10 protein-coding genes are annotated in these 13,382 nt (G+C 63.6%); 4 read left to right on the top strand and 6 right to left on the bottom strand.

Annotated elements, in window-relative coordinates:
* Nucleotides 1-347: 347 nt before the first annotated feature.
* From putP to Q6A48_RS13650, 4 genes are all read left to right on the top strand, one after another.
* Entirely contained in the window at nt 348-1,832 is a 1,485-nt protein-coding gene (gene putP, locus Q6A48_RS13635) for a sodium/proline symporter PutP (protein ID WP_304554626.1), read from the top strand.
* Nucleotides 1,833-2,064: 232 nt separating this feature from the next.
* Nucleotides 2,065-4,119, top strand: a complete 2,055-nt coding sequence (locus tag Q6A48_RS13640) for a type VI secretion system Vgr family protein (protein ID WP_304554627.1) — start codon at nt 2,065-2,067, stop codon at nt 4,117-4,119.
* Nucleotides 4,116-4,853 (top strand): DUF4123 domain-containing protein, encoded by a 738-nt coding sequence (locus tag Q6A48_RS13645; RefSeq protein WP_304554628.1) that lies wholly within the window; start codon nt 4,116-4,118, stop codon nt 4,851-4,853. The genes Q6A48_RS13640 and Q6A48_RS13645 overlap by 4 nt, the downstream gene beginning before the upstream one ends.
* Before the next feature lie 48 nt (nt 4,854-4,901).
* Complete coding sequence (locus Q6A48_RS13650; protein WP_304554629.1) at nt 4,902-5,741, top strand: 23S rRNA (adenine(2030)-N(6))-methyltransferase RlmJ; 840 nt, start codon at nt 4,902-4,904, stop codon at nt 5,739-5,741.
* 98 nt (nt 5,742-5,839) lie between these two features.
* Here the strand turns inward: Q6A48_RS13650 and Q6A48_RS13655 are convergent, their stop codons facing one another.
* The 6 genes from Q6A48_RS13655 to Q6A48_RS13680 all read right to left on the bottom strand — a co-directional run.
* Nucleotides 5,840-6,532, bottom strand: coding sequence for an RES family NAD+ phosphorylase (locus Q6A48_RS13655; RefSeq protein ID WP_304554630.1), 693 nt, complete (start codon nt 6,530-6,532; stop codon nt 5,840-5,842).
* Nucleotides 6,526-6,936 (bottom strand): antitoxin Xre-like helix-turn-helix domain-containing protein, encoded by a 411-nt coding sequence (locus tag Q6A48_RS13660; protein WP_304554631.1) that lies wholly within the window; start codon nt 6,934-6,936, stop codon nt 6,526-6,528. The genes Q6A48_RS13655 and Q6A48_RS13660 overlap by 7 nt, the downstream gene beginning before the upstream one ends.
* A 124-nt stretch (nt 6,937-7,060) precedes the next feature.
* Complete coding sequence (msrA, locus tag Q6A48_RS13665) at nt 7,061-7,723, bottom strand: peptide-methionine (S)-S-oxide reductase MsrA (RefSeq protein ID WP_304554639.1); 663 nt, start codon at nt 7,721-7,723, stop codon at nt 7,061-7,063.
* A 78-nt stretch (nt 7,724-7,801) separates the two neighbouring features.
* A complete protein-coding gene (locus Q6A48_RS13670; RefSeq protein WP_304554632.1) occupies nt 7,802-10,495 on the bottom strand; it encodes a putative bifunctional diguanylate cyclase/phosphodiesterase in 2,694 nt (897 codons plus the stop codon).
* Between the two features lie 194 nt (nt 10,496-10,689).
* Nucleotides 10,690-12,081, bottom strand: a complete 1,392-nt coding sequence (locus Q6A48_RS13675) for an alkaline phosphatase D family protein (RefSeq protein ID WP_304554633.1) — start codon at nt 12,079-12,081, stop codon at nt 10,690-10,692.
* 312 nt (nt 12,082-12,393) lie between these two features.
* On the bottom strand, nt 12,394-13,382 hold a 989-nt coding region (locus tag Q6A48_RS13680), incomplete at its 5' end, for a 2-oxo acid dehydrogenase subunit E2 (protein ID WP_304554634.1).

Here is a 13,382-nt window from a genome sequence, read left to right on the forward strand (position 1 = left end):
CAGCTCATCAGGAAACAATCGTTGGTCTGTCGGTGCTGCACCTTATTGGTGCCGGAAGTTGAGGTGCGACACACTTTTATGCACTAAAACGGAGCAAATTCGCGGGTTTTGCCGATAAAACCGATCAGGTGCAACTTATTCGAACGAAACTGGTTGCACCTCATTTCGTTTGTTGAATAGCATTCGCGGCCAAGGTGCAACCGGTTTAACCGGGGGCATCGGCCGGTGGCTTTCCTGGGGAAACATCGGTCATACATTCGCGGGCCTGCCCGTCGTCACCACACCGTCTGTGTAGTCGACGCAGGTATCTGCCACCGCACCATAAAAACAAAGCCAGGGCGTAACTCATGAGTGTTAGTAATCCTACCCTGATCACTTTCGTGATCTACATCGCAGCCATGGTCCTGATCGGCCTGATGGCTTACCGCTCCACCAACAACCTTTCCGACTACATCCTGGGCGGTCGCAGCCTGGGCAGCGTGGTCACGGCCTTGTCCGCCGGTGCCTCCGACATGAGCGGTTGGTTGTTGATGGGCCTGCCGGGCGCCATCTACATGTCCGGCCTGTCGGAAAGCTGGATCGCCATTGGCCTGATCGTCGGTGCCTACCTGAACTGGCTGTTCGTGGCCGGTCGCCTGCGGGTGCAGACCGAGCACAACGGTGACGCACTGACGCTGCCGGACTACTTCGCCAGTCGCTTCGAAGACAAGAGCGGCCTGCTGCGGATCATTTCCGCCGTGGTCATCCTGGTGTTCTTCACCATCTACTGCGCCTCCGGCATCGTGGCAGGCGCCCGTCTGTTCGAAAGCACCTTCGGCATGTCCTACGAGACTGCGCTGTGGGCCGGCGCTGCCGCGACCATTGCCTACACCTTCGTCGGCGGTTTCCTGGCCGTGAGCTGGACCGATACCGTCCAGGCCACCCTGATGATCTTCGCGCTGATCCTGACGCCGATCATCGTGCTGCTGGCCACCGGCGGCGTGGACACCACGTTCCTGGCCATCGAGGCGAAAGATCCTGCGGCCTTCGACATGCTCAAGAACACCACCTTCATCGGCATCATCTCGCTGATGGGCTGGGGCCTGGGCTACTTCGGCCAGCCGCACATCCTGGCGCGCTTCATGGCCGCCGATTCGGTCAAGTCGATCGCCAACGCCCGCCGTATCTCCATGACCTGGATGATCCTGTGCCTGGGCGGCACCGTGGCCGTCGGTTTCTTCGGCATCGCCTATTTCTCGGCGCACCCTGAAGTGGCCGGCCCGGTGACCGAGAACCATGAACGTGTGTTCATCGAACTGGCCAAGCTGCTGTTCAACCCATGGATTGCCGGCGTGCTGTTGTCGGCGATCCTGGCGGCGGTCATGAGCACCCTGAGCTGCCAGTTGCTGGTGTGCTCCAGCGCCCTGACCGAAGACTTCTACAAGACGTTCCTGCGTAAAGGCGCCTCGCAGCGGGAACTGGTCTGGGTCGGCCGCGCCATGGTGCTGTTAGTGGCATTGGTCGCCATTGCCCTGGCTGCCAACCCGAACAACCGTGTACTGGGCCTGGTGAGCTACGCCTGGGCCGGTTTCGGTGCCGCGTTCGGTCCTGTCGTGCTGATCTCGGTAATTTGGAAGCACATGACCCGCAACGGCGCGTTGGCCGGCATCCTGGTGGGCGCGATCACCGTGATCGTCTGGAAACACTTCGAACTGCTGGGCCTGTACGAAATCATCCCGGGCTTCATCTTCGCCAGCCTGGCCATCTATTTCGTCAGCAAGATGGGCGCGCCTACCACCGGTATGCTGCAGCGCTTCGAAGCGGCCGAGAAGGATTTCCGCCTGAACCAGTAAGCCGCCCGGCGAGGCCTTGATGGCTCGCCAAGGGTTTGCGAGAACGGCTCGTCTCCTGTGGAGGCGGGCCGTTTTTTTTATGTCGGGTTGAATGTCTGTCGGAAAATCCTGTTTGTCTCGCGGCCTCTTTTGCGTCCTGGTCGTAGGGCAAATCTGTTTTTCCGGGTGAGGCGGCTGTTCCCCCGATGGCTCGTGCAGAATCGCCAGCCTCCCTTCAACAGAGGCACATCGGATGTTCCCGCCTGCCCACTCAGCCCGTTTCACCCTGACCCTCGACGGCGCGCGCCATGAGCTCAAGGTGCTCGAATTCAAGGGCAAGGAAGCCATTAGCCAGCCCTATCGCGTTGACCTGGAGCTGGTCGGCGAGCGGCCTGACCTGGCATTGGAAGAACTCCTGCATCGCCAGGCCTACCTGGCGTTCGATGATCGCGGCCGGGGCCTCCATGGCCAGGTCTACAGCGTGGCCCAGGGCGATTCGGGCCAGCGCCTTACCCGTTACCGAATGACCTTGGTGCCGCGCCTCGCTTACCTGCGTCATCGCCTCAACCAGCGGATTTTCCAGCACCTGAGCGTGCCCGCGATCATTGCCCGGATCCTTGGCGACCATGGCATCCAGGGCGACGCGTTCCAGTTCAGCCTCGGTGGGCAATACCCCGAGCGCGAGTATTGCGTGCAGTATGCCGAGAGCGACCTGGCCTTCATCGAGCGGCTCTGCGCCGAGGCGGGCATCCATTACCACTTCCGGCACAGCCCCGGCGGCCATTTGCTGGTGTTTGGCGACGACCAGACGGCGTTTCCCCGTTTACCTGGGTCGACGGCTTATCTGCCGGGCGATGGCATGGCGGCCGGCGAGCCGGCGATCACGCGCCTGGCGGTGCGGCTCGAAGCCCGGACCACCGCCGTCACGCTGCGCGACCATGACTTTCGCAAGCCCGGGCTGCTGTTGCAGGTCGACCTCGACGCCCAGCGGCCGCCGGCGCTGGAAGACTATCGCTACCCCGGCCAGTTCTCCGATCGCGAGCACGGCCGACACCTGGCCCGGTGCGCACTCGAACGCCACGGCGCCGACTACCAGCTGGCCGAAGGGCGCAGCGACCAGCGAGCCCTCGCCAGCGGACATTTCCTGCACATCCAGGGGCATCCTCGTACGCAGTGGAACGATCTCTGGCTGGTCACGGCCATTACTCACCACGGCCGCCAGCCCCAGGTGCTGGAGGAAACGGCCGGTGACGGCGCGGATGATTTCCAGGGCTACAGCAATACGTTCCAGGCCACGCCCTGGGATGTGCCCTACCGTCCGCCTCTGTTGCAGGAAAAACCGCGGGCCCACGGTTACCAGTCAGCGGTGGTGACCGGGCCGGCGGACAGCGAAATCCATTGCGACGAGTTCGGTCGGGTCAAGGTGCAATTGGCCTGGGACCGCGACGGCCAGCATGATGAACATGCCAGTTGCTGGCTGCGGGTGGCTTCCGGCTGGGCCCATGATCGCTATGGCGCGGTGATGATTCCCCGGGTTGGCACGGAAGTGCTGGTGGGGTTCATCGATGGCGACGTGGACAAGCCGGTGGTGACGGGGTGCCTGCCCAATGGCGCCAACCCGCCGCCACTGGACCTGCCAGCAGACAAGACCCGCAGCATCTTGCGCAGCCAAAGCAGCCCGGGTGGCGCTGGCTATAACGAGTTGCGCATCGAAGACCGCAAGGGCGCCGAGGAGATCTATCTGCGGGCCCAGCGCGATTGGACCCAGCACGTGTTGCATGACCAGCGGGTGCAAGTCGATCACGAGCGCAGCGTCGTGGTCACGGGCACGGCGCGGCACGAGCTCAAGGCTGATGAGCTGCGCATGACCCAGGGTCGGCGCCAGGTTGAAGTGGGTCGGGACGATCACTTGCGGGTGGTCGGCGAACGGCATATCCAGGTCACCAGCCAGGCCCTCGGCGCCAGCCAGCACTACCATGTCGGCGCCGGCCAGCAGGTGGTGCTGGACGCCGGCGTCAGTGCGACGATCCAGGCCGGTGGGCACTGGATCACCCTCGGCGCGGGCGGGATCTTCAGCAGCGTGCCCATCGAGGTGGGCGGTGCGCCAGCGGCTGTCATGGCGGCTGCGGGTGCGCCCGACGCCCCTGGGAATCCGCTCGCCATCGCGGCTTCTCGACTGACCCACGCACAGGTCCTGAGCCTGCAAGGCCAGGCGCCGTTCTGCGAGGAATGCGAGCGTTGCCGGATGGGCGTTTGCAGCCTCCCGCCGGGCCTCCATTCGCCCATGGCTTTTCCGGTGCGCCCATGACACCTCGCGCCTGGCTCCAGGACCATCCGTTACAGGCTTGCGAACAGCTTTTCGCCATTGTCAGCAACGCCAGTGGCGCGGCGCCGATGTCCGCCTGGAAGCGTTCGATGAGCGCACCGGCGAGTCCGATCTGGGCGACGACGCCTTACGCCGAGTGGGAATCGGTCATGCCCTATGTGGGGCTTGTCACCCCGGACAGCGAGTTTCTTGATTGGATTGCGAGCACCGAAGCGCTCGACTGGGGCTGGCTGGCGGTGGCTTCCGTCAGCCAGCAAACCGTTGTCGAACACCTGCGGGGCCTGACCCAAGTGCTGTTGCCCGGCGGCAAGGCGGTATTTTTTCGCTTCTGGGATGGGCGCTTCGTGCGGCCGATCCTGCAATCGGCCCACGTCGATGCGGGCCAGCTGTTGCCGATATTCAGCCGCTGCCTGATCAATGGCCAGTCGCTGTCGCTCCAGGGCAATGCCCGGCGCGAAGCCCCGGTGTTTCCGTGGTGGACAGTACCCGGGGAGGTGCTGGAGTCACTGGCGGACGAGTCGACGCAATGCCTGCTGGATAACCTGCTCAGGTGGTTGGACGAAACGCATCCTCACCTGGTCGAGCAGGTCGACGAGCGCATCCTGCGGCGCAAGGTGGCGCATTTCCTCAAGGCGCCCGGCCAGCCACTGAAGGTGGCATTGCTGGACTACCTGGCGCTGGAGGTGGGAGCCCGTCCACTCGGCTGCGAACCCTGACGTTCGACGCACTTCAAGGTAAACTCGTCGCCCTTCGCAGGAGCCGCCATGAATTATCGCCATGCCTACCACGCCGGCAATCACGCCGACGTGTTCAAACACCTGACCTTGACCCGCCTCATCGCCCTGATGTCGCGCAAGGAGCAACCCTTCGCCTACCTCGACACCCACGCCGGCATCGGGCTGTACGACTTGCAGGGCGACCAGGCCAATCGCACTGGTGAATACCTGGAAGGCATCGCGCGTCTGTGGGGCCAGGATGACCTGCCACCGCTGACCGCCGACTACATGAAAGTCCTGCGCGACATGAACCCGGACGGGCAGTTGCGCTACTACCCGGGCTCGCCGGAACTGGCGCGGCGCCTGACCCGTGGGCAGGACCGCGTGTTACTCAACGAGAAACACCCCGAAGACGGCGTGCTGCTCAAGGACAACATGAAGGGCGACCGTCGCGTGGCGGTGCACCTGGGGGAAGGATGGCACGTGCCCCGGGCGTTGCTGCCGGTCGCGGAAAAGCGCGCCCTGATGTTGATCGACCCGCCCTTCGAACAGCTTGACGAGATGCAGCGCTGCGCCGCCTCCCTCAAGGAAGCCATTGGCCGGATGCGCCAGACAGTGGCGGCGATCTGGTACCCGGTGAAGGACCAGCGCCTGCTGCGCCGTTTCTACCAGGACCTGGCCGGGACCGGTGCGCCAAAGCTGCTGCGCGTGGAGTTGCTGGTACACCCGCTTGCCACCCCCAACAGCCTGAACGGCTCCGGCCTGGCGATCGCCAATCCGCCGTGGGGCCTGGAGGAAGAATTGCGCGAGTTGCTGCCATGGCTGTCGAAGAAGCTCGGGCAGACCCAGGGTGGTTGGCAGATGGATTGGTTGATCGCCGAGCGTTGAGTCGTGCCCTGGAGGCGCCTGGCAGGGCGCTTTCGCGAGCAAGCTCGCTCCCACAGGATAGGCGGCCGTGTGGGAGCGAGCCTGCTCGCGAAGTTTTCTCAGGCCCCGGTGATCTGGTTGACGCTGGTGATCCTGCCGTTCCAGATCATCTCGTAATGCGCGGCTTGAAGGATCGATGACACCGGGCGTGGGGTCATCAGTGCCCAGCAATGGCTGCCGGGATTGCGCACGGATCGGTAGCGCAGCCCCGGGCATCCCTCGGCCCTGATGGCCTTGCCCAGCCGGTGGGCCTGGCTGTAGTCGTCGGGGTCATAGATGGGATCTGCCAGGGGGACGACCAGGGCGTTTTTCATCGCCGCCTCCGTGAAGTGGCAGGACAGCTCCCGGAAGACAAAGCGTTCATAGTTGAGGCCTTGCACCTTCGACCAGTAGTGATTCTGATGGTATTGCACTTCGGCCAGCGCGGTTTCCGCGGTGTCGGCCAGGTACAGCACGCCAAAGCTGCCGTCGCTGAAGCGGGACCCGGCGGGGTTGACGTGGGTGAACGGCGCCGTTGCGTAGGCGCAGCCCGGAATGCCGAAGGGAATTTCCCGGCGGGCGATCAATTCCAGTCGGCCCACTTCGTTTTGCAACCTCGGATTGGTCAGGGCCTGGATCTGGTACAGGACGTCGAATTCATCCGCATCGGCCACGTCGTCGAACAACGCAATGGGGGGGAACTTGGAGTTCACCAGCCGGTGAGCCGTCAGGTGCTCGCCGGGCAGTACGGGCAGTTCATCTGCCGTCACCATTGCGCGCCTCGCAACGCATCGATCCTGCGAAACGTCTCGTAGAGGGAAATCATGTCGCCCCGGGCCATGATCTCCAGCGGGGCGTGTCCATTGAAAAACTCGTTCTGGTTCGGCATCGCCACGAAGCCGTAGACGTTGTCCGGGTTGTCGAAGATAAGGCGCAGGGCGGCGTGGATATTCAGCACCAGGCTGATGCGTTGCATTTGGTCCGAGTCCAGGCTGACGGACCAGTCGGTCTCGCGCTGCTTGGCCCGTGTGTAGGTGCTGCGGGAGATGCGCAGGATGCGACAGGCCTGGTCACCGGATGCCTGCCATTTTTCGAGGATGCCCAGCACGGCCCGAAGACCGGTGACGCACTGGTCCTTGGTCAAGGCTGGGGCTGAAGCTGAAAGAGCAGGGGTCATAGCAAATACCTTCTGGGTCTGTAGAGCCAAAAGTATCAATATGTATTCTATAGATCAAGTTTGCGCGCCGGGCAGGGAAAGGCGATGAACGGGCATCGTCTTCCCTGTGCGCGAGGTGCCGGGCTCAGTTGCCCGCGAGGCTCGGCGGCATGCAGACGCCTGTCCCACCGATCCCGCAGTACCCCTCGGGATTCTTGGCCAGGTATTGCTGGTGGTACGCCTCGGCGTAGTAGAACGTCGGCGCTTCGGCGATCTCGGTGGTGATGGCACCCAGGCCAGCCTTGCCCAGTTCCGCCTGGAACACGTCCTTGCTCTTCTTGGCCGCTTCCAGTTGCTCAGGCGTGGTGCAGTAGATCACCGAGCGGTACTGGGTGCCGATGTCGTTGCCCTGACGCATGCCCTGGGTCGGGTTATGCAGTTCCCAGAACATCGCCAGCAGCGCTTCGTAGCTGACCTTCTCCGGCTCGTAGACCACCAGCACCACTTCGCTGTGGCCGGTCAGGCCCGAGCAGACTTCTTCGTAGGTCGGGTTGGGGGTAAAGCCGCCGGCGTAGCCCACCGAGGTGCTGTAGACGCCTTCACGTTGCCAGAAGCGGCGTTCCGCGCCCCAGAAGCAGCCCAGGCCGAAGATGGCGAATTCGACGTTGCCCGGGAAGGGGCCGAGCAGCGGGTTGCCGTTGACGAAGTGTTCGTCCGGTACCTTGATCGGGGTTTCGCGGCCAGGCAGGGCTTGTTCTTGAGTAGGGAGCACGTTTTTGTTCACCAGGATTTCCGAGCGCAAGACCATCATCAGTCCTCTCAGTCAGATTGAGTTGAGCGAGTTCACGCAATAAGACTGTCAGTGTGCCCGAGTGTTACAGCGCTGTCAGTCAATTGGTCCGCGTGGGTAGCGCTTGAGCGTTTCGATCAGCTCGGCGCCGGGGATCGGCCGGTCGAACAGGTAGCCCTGGCCGACGTCGCACCGGTGACGGCGCAGGAAGGTCAGTTGCTGGGCGGTCTCGATGCCTTCGGCCACGACCTTGAGCTTCAGGTTGTGGGCCATGGCGATCACCGCCGAGGTGATTTCCATGTCGTCCTGGTTGTCCGGGATTTCATGGATGAAGCTGCGATCGATCTTGATGATGTCGATCGGGAATTTCTTCAGGTAGCTCAGGGATGAATAGCCGGTGCCGAAGTCATCCATCGCCAGGGTCAGGCCCAGGCGCTTGAGTTGGTCGAGTTGCAGGTGGGTGTCTTCGGTGGCTTCCAGCAGCAGGCCTTCGGTCAGCTCCAGTTCCAGCAGCCGGGCCGGCAGTTGCTCTTCCTTGAGGATGCTGGCGATGGAGGCGACCAGGTCCGGGTCGGAGAACTGCTTGGGCGACAGGTTGATCGCCACCTGCAGGTTGCCCAGGCCGGCGGCGGTCAATTGCTTGCTCATGCGGCAGGCCTGGCGGGCGATCCACTTGCCGATGGGGATGATCAGGCCGGTTTCCTCGGCCACGCTGATGAACTGGTCGGGACGGATCATGCCTTTTTCGGGATGGTTCCAGCGCAGCAGCGCTTCCATGCCCAAGAGGCGTCCGCTGCGCAGGCACAGCTTGGGCTGGTAGAACACGTCCAGCTCGTTCTGGGTCAGGGCGCGGCGCAGGTTGTTTTCCACGAACAGCTTGTAGCTGGCCTCGGCATTCAAGGCCTCGGTGAAGATCTGCACCTGGTGCTTGCCGTTGGCCTTGGCCTTGTGCAGGGCGAGGCCGGCGTTGCGCATCAGGGTCTGGGGATCGCGCCCGTGCAACGGCGCGCAGGCCAGGCCCACGGAGCCGGTCACGCTGATCAACTGGTTGTCCACGAACATCGGCTTGTCGAGGGTCATCAGCAACTGGCTGGCGACTTGCTGCCCGGCTTCCAGGTCGGTGTCGTCCAGCAGCACGGCGAACTCGTTGCTGGCGAAGCGCGCCAGGCTGCCGCTGGGGCTCAGGCTGTTGCGCAGGCGCCGGGCCAGGCTGATCAGCAGCTTGTCGCCAGTCTGGTGGCCGAGGCTGTCGTTGATGCGCTTGAAGTTGTCGATGTCCACCAACAGCAGGCTGATGGGCGTATCGCTGTCCCGGGCGAAGCGTTCATCGAGGTTGCGGATGAACGCCGGGCGGTTGCCCAGGTTGGTCAGGTTGTCGGTGTAGGCCAGGCGCTCGATACGCTGCTGGGCCAGCTTGGTCTGGGTAATGTCTTCGTAGATGCCGATGTAATGGGTCAGTTCGCGGTTGTCGCCGTAGACCTTGGAAATCGACAGCTGGCCCCAGTAGGGTTCCAGGTTCTTGCGCCGGCTCTTGAACTCGCCTTGCCAACTGTTGCTCTGGGCCAGGGCGGAGGGCGCGTCGAACAGCAACTCGCTGAGGTTCTCCAGGGCCGGCAGTTCCGACAGGCGCTGGCCATGGACTTCCTCGGTGGAGTACTGGGTGATCGCCGTGAAGCTCGGGTTGACGTATTCCACCACACCGTCGCAATTGACCAGCAGGAACGCGTTGGCGCTCTGTTCCACGGCCCGCTGGAACAGGTGCAGGGCGCTGGTGGCGGTGCGTCGGTTGTGATTGTTGATGACCTGGGCGAACTGGTCCGCCAGCTCACCGGCAAAGGCGATCTCGTCGGACTGCCAGGCGCGAGTGACGCCCACCTGCTCCAGGCACAGCACGCCCACCACCTGGCCATCGATGCGCACGCTGGCGTCGAGGATCGCGTTGACGTCGCGGGCGCGCAGGCTCTCGGCCATTTCTCGGGTGCGCGGGTCGCGCATGGCGTTGTGGGCGTCGATGGCGCGGCACGATTGCAACGCCTCCATGTAGTTGGGGTACTCGTTGGCGTCGATGGCCGCCGGCAGGAAGTGCGCCTGGGAAGCACGGTTGAAGGCGGTGATCGGCACCAGTTTGCCGTCTTCGAGGTTCCACAGGCTGGCGCAGTCGATCTGGTAGATGTCGCAGGCGCTGCGGGTGATGAGCTCGGCGGCTTCGAGCAGCGAGTTGTTGGCGCTGTAGCGTTGCCGGGTCAGCAACAGGATCAGGTCCTGCTGGGCGCGCACCCGGTCCAGGTGCTGGAGTTGCTCTTGCTGGGCACGCTGGTTCAATTCCAGGGCGATCTGCAGGCGGGAGTTCTGGGTTTCCAGGTCCAGCGCCGGCAGGGAAGGCTCGCTTTGCAGCCGGCTGTCCACCACTAGCAGGTAGCCGCGCAGCAGGTGGCGGTTGTGCTGCTTGTAGGCTTCGCCCGTTTCCAGCAGGTTCATCGGGCCCTTGGCGGTGTGCAGCGTGTAGCAGATCTGGTAATGCGAGCCCTGGGCCAGTTGTGCCTGGATGGCGTCGTGCAACTGGTAGCGCGCTTCGGGTTCCATCAGGCTGGCATAGGGCGCGCTGACCAGGGAACAAAGCTCCACCGCCGGCAGGCCGAAGTAGCGTTCGCAATTGGGGTCGAGGAACAACAGCGCCCAGCTTGCTTCATTCAGCCGTTCGAAACGCAGCATACCGAGCCGCGAGGGCACCGGTAACTGCGTCACTACCTCGGCCGCCATACGGCTGGCGGCATCGGGTTGGCTTTTCATGGGGAAACTCGCTTCGAAAATGCTGATCGCGCCGGGCTGACGCCCTCGTTCTTACGGATTGCCGCAAGGTTGCATCATTGCGGCACTGGCTGACAAGAGACATGAAGGCCAAGTGCTATAAACCTTATATCGGCCGACGGAGGGATTTCTCCAGTCGACGGCCGATCAGAGGCCATGCAAGAGGGCACCGTCCATCATCGCAAGGGGATCCCGACGGTCTGCAGGGGGTTGCCGTCACGGTCGTGGAACGTGACCTGTACGTGCCGGGCCGTGATCTCCAGGTGCGCGAAGTTATCCTGGCTGACGACATTGCTGGTCAGTTCGTAACGGTAGGCGCCGTCGTCCGTGCGGGCCATGGGTCTGTCGAAGATAAAATCCGCGGCCTTGGCGTAGGGCAGCCACTTGCTGTTGCAGAACGGCGAGGCCACCAGGGTGTTGACTTCAAAATCAGGGTCCTCGCTGTGGCGCAGGCGGCTGGTCATGGAGCCATGGACATCGCCCGAGACGAAGATCACGTTCCTGATCCGCCGCTTGCGCAGGGTTTCCAGCAGGCGCAGGCGCTGTTCCGGGAAGGCCTGCCAGGCGTCCCCGTCATTGCGCTTGCTGTCGGGGTAGAACATCACGCTGGTCACCACGAACTTGACCCGGGCGGGGCTGGTGACGAGCCATTCGAGCAGGGCCTGTTCCTGTTTCTCGTCCAGCAGGCGCCGATCATCTGCCGACAGGGTGCGCTGGGTACGGCTGTCGGTGACGAACCAGCCGACATCGCCGTGGGCAAACCGGTACCAATAGCGCTTCAGCGATCTATCCAGCGTGCCGTCGGCCAGGCGCTCATGGGCCGGGCCATGGCTGGCCTGGTAAAGCGCATAGGCGCTCATGGCGTTCGCGTAGAGCACGTCATCCTTGCCGGACCGGTTGGCGGGCCAGTTGTCCTCGATTTCATGATCGTCGAGGATCATGTAGGTGGGCGCGTGCGCCATCAATTGCCGGATGTGCGGCTGGGAGAACGCCGTGCGGTACTTGAAGAGAACGTCCTTGTAGGCCCGGTCCGGGGCGACCACGTTCAAGTCATCGAGGTAGACCTGGTCGCCGGTCATCAGGACCGCATTGATCGGCGGGTCCGCCCGGGCCATGACGCGGTTGATGCCGGCGAAGGTGCGGTCGCCGAGGTCTGGCCGCGAAGGTACGCCGGCGGTGATCCGCAGGTAGCGGCAGGAGCCGACGATATAGGCGCGCGGCACGCCGGGCTCGCTGGCCGGCGTGCGCAGGCGATAGGTTGTCCTGGGCCATTGCAGCGGCAGCTCCTGGACGCTTTCCACGGTATGGGTCGGGCTGAGCGGGCTGAACCAGCCGGCCTGGTATTCATAGGCGGTGCCAGCTTCGAGGCCATTGAGCACGATGACATCGGTCATGTCGCGATAGGCCTTCAATTGGACGAAATGACCTTTGGACCAAGCCTCGTCACCCTGGCGTCGGTAGCGAACACCGGCGAATACCAGGCTGTTGTCGTGATCACCGCGCAGGAATATCCGCGCGTGATCCGTCGTGGTGTGGCCAACAATCGGGCCGACGGTAGGTGTGAACATATTCGAATCCATTCGAAATGCAGCGTTTTCAAAGTGTGGGTGAGCGCGCCAAGGTGGCGTGCTGTGTCGATGCTAAGGCTCGGCGCGGAAGAAATATCGATCGGCGAGGGGGCGCAGGTTGTGGGCAATGACTGATAGGCGATGTAGTCATTCAGGCAGGGAGGGGTAGGAAAGTTTTCCCGCAGGCCAGGCGCTGTTCGCTCCCTGGATGCCAGGCAAAAAAAAGCCCCGTCAGATGGACGGGGTTGAGGTACGAGCGTGGCGCTCGGAAAACCGTGCCGGAAGGCCCTCCCCAGGGAGGGCCGGCCGGTGTTACAGCAGGATGGTGCGGATGTCGCCCAGCAGGTCGCTCAGGCGCTTGGTGAAGCGCGCGGCGGCGGCGCCGTTGATCACACGGTGATCGTAGGACAGCGACAATGGCAGCATCAGCTTCGGCTGGAAGGCCTTGCCGTCCCAGACTGGCTGGATGGTGGCCTTGGAAACACCCAGGATCGCCACTTCCGGCGCGTTGACGATCGGCGTGAAGCCGGTGCCGCCAATGTGGCCGAGGCTGGAGATCGTGAAGCAGGCGCCTTGCATGTCGTCCGCGGTGAGCTTCTTGTTCCGGGCCTTTTCGGCCAGGGCAGCGGCTTCACCGGCCAATTGCAGCAGGCTCTTCTGGTCGACGTTGCGGATGACCGGTACCAGCAGGCCTTCCGGGGTGTCCACGGCGAAGCCGATGTGCACGTACTTCTTGCGGATCACGGCCTTGCCGCTTGGCGCCAGCGAACTGTTGAAGTCCGGCAATTCCTTGAGCAAGTGGGCGCAAGCCTTGAGCAGCAGCGGCAGCACGGTCAGCTTGACGCCGGCCTTTTCCGCCACGGCTTTCTGCGCAACGCGGAACGCTTCCAGCTCGGTGATGTCAGCCTGGTCGAACTGGGTCACGTGGGGAATGTTCAGCCAGCTGCGATGCAGGCTCGATGCACCGATCTGCATCAGGCGGGTCATCGCCACTTCTTCGGTTTCGCCGAAGCGGCTGAAGTCCACCGCCGGGATTGGCGGAATGCCCGCGCCGCCGGTGGCGCCTTCGGCCGGTGCATTCTTGGCTTTCTGCATCATGGCCTTGACGTAGGCCTGCACGTCTTCCTTCAGCACGCGACCGTGCGGGCCGCTCGGGCCGACGGCCGACAGCTCGACGCCGAACTCACGGGCCAGCTGACGCACGGCAGGGCCGGCGTGCACCTTGGCACCGCTTGGTGCGGGCGCCGCGGCGGCAGGCGCCGGTGCAGGTGCCGCTTCGGCTTTGGCGGCCGGTGCGGCAG

The sequence above is a fragment of the Pseudomonas citrullilanati genome, assembly GCF_030580855.1.
Taxonomy (GTDB): Bacteria; Pseudomonadota; Gammaproteobacteria; order Pseudomonadales; family Pseudomonadaceae; genus Aquipseudomonas; species Aquipseudomonas citrulli.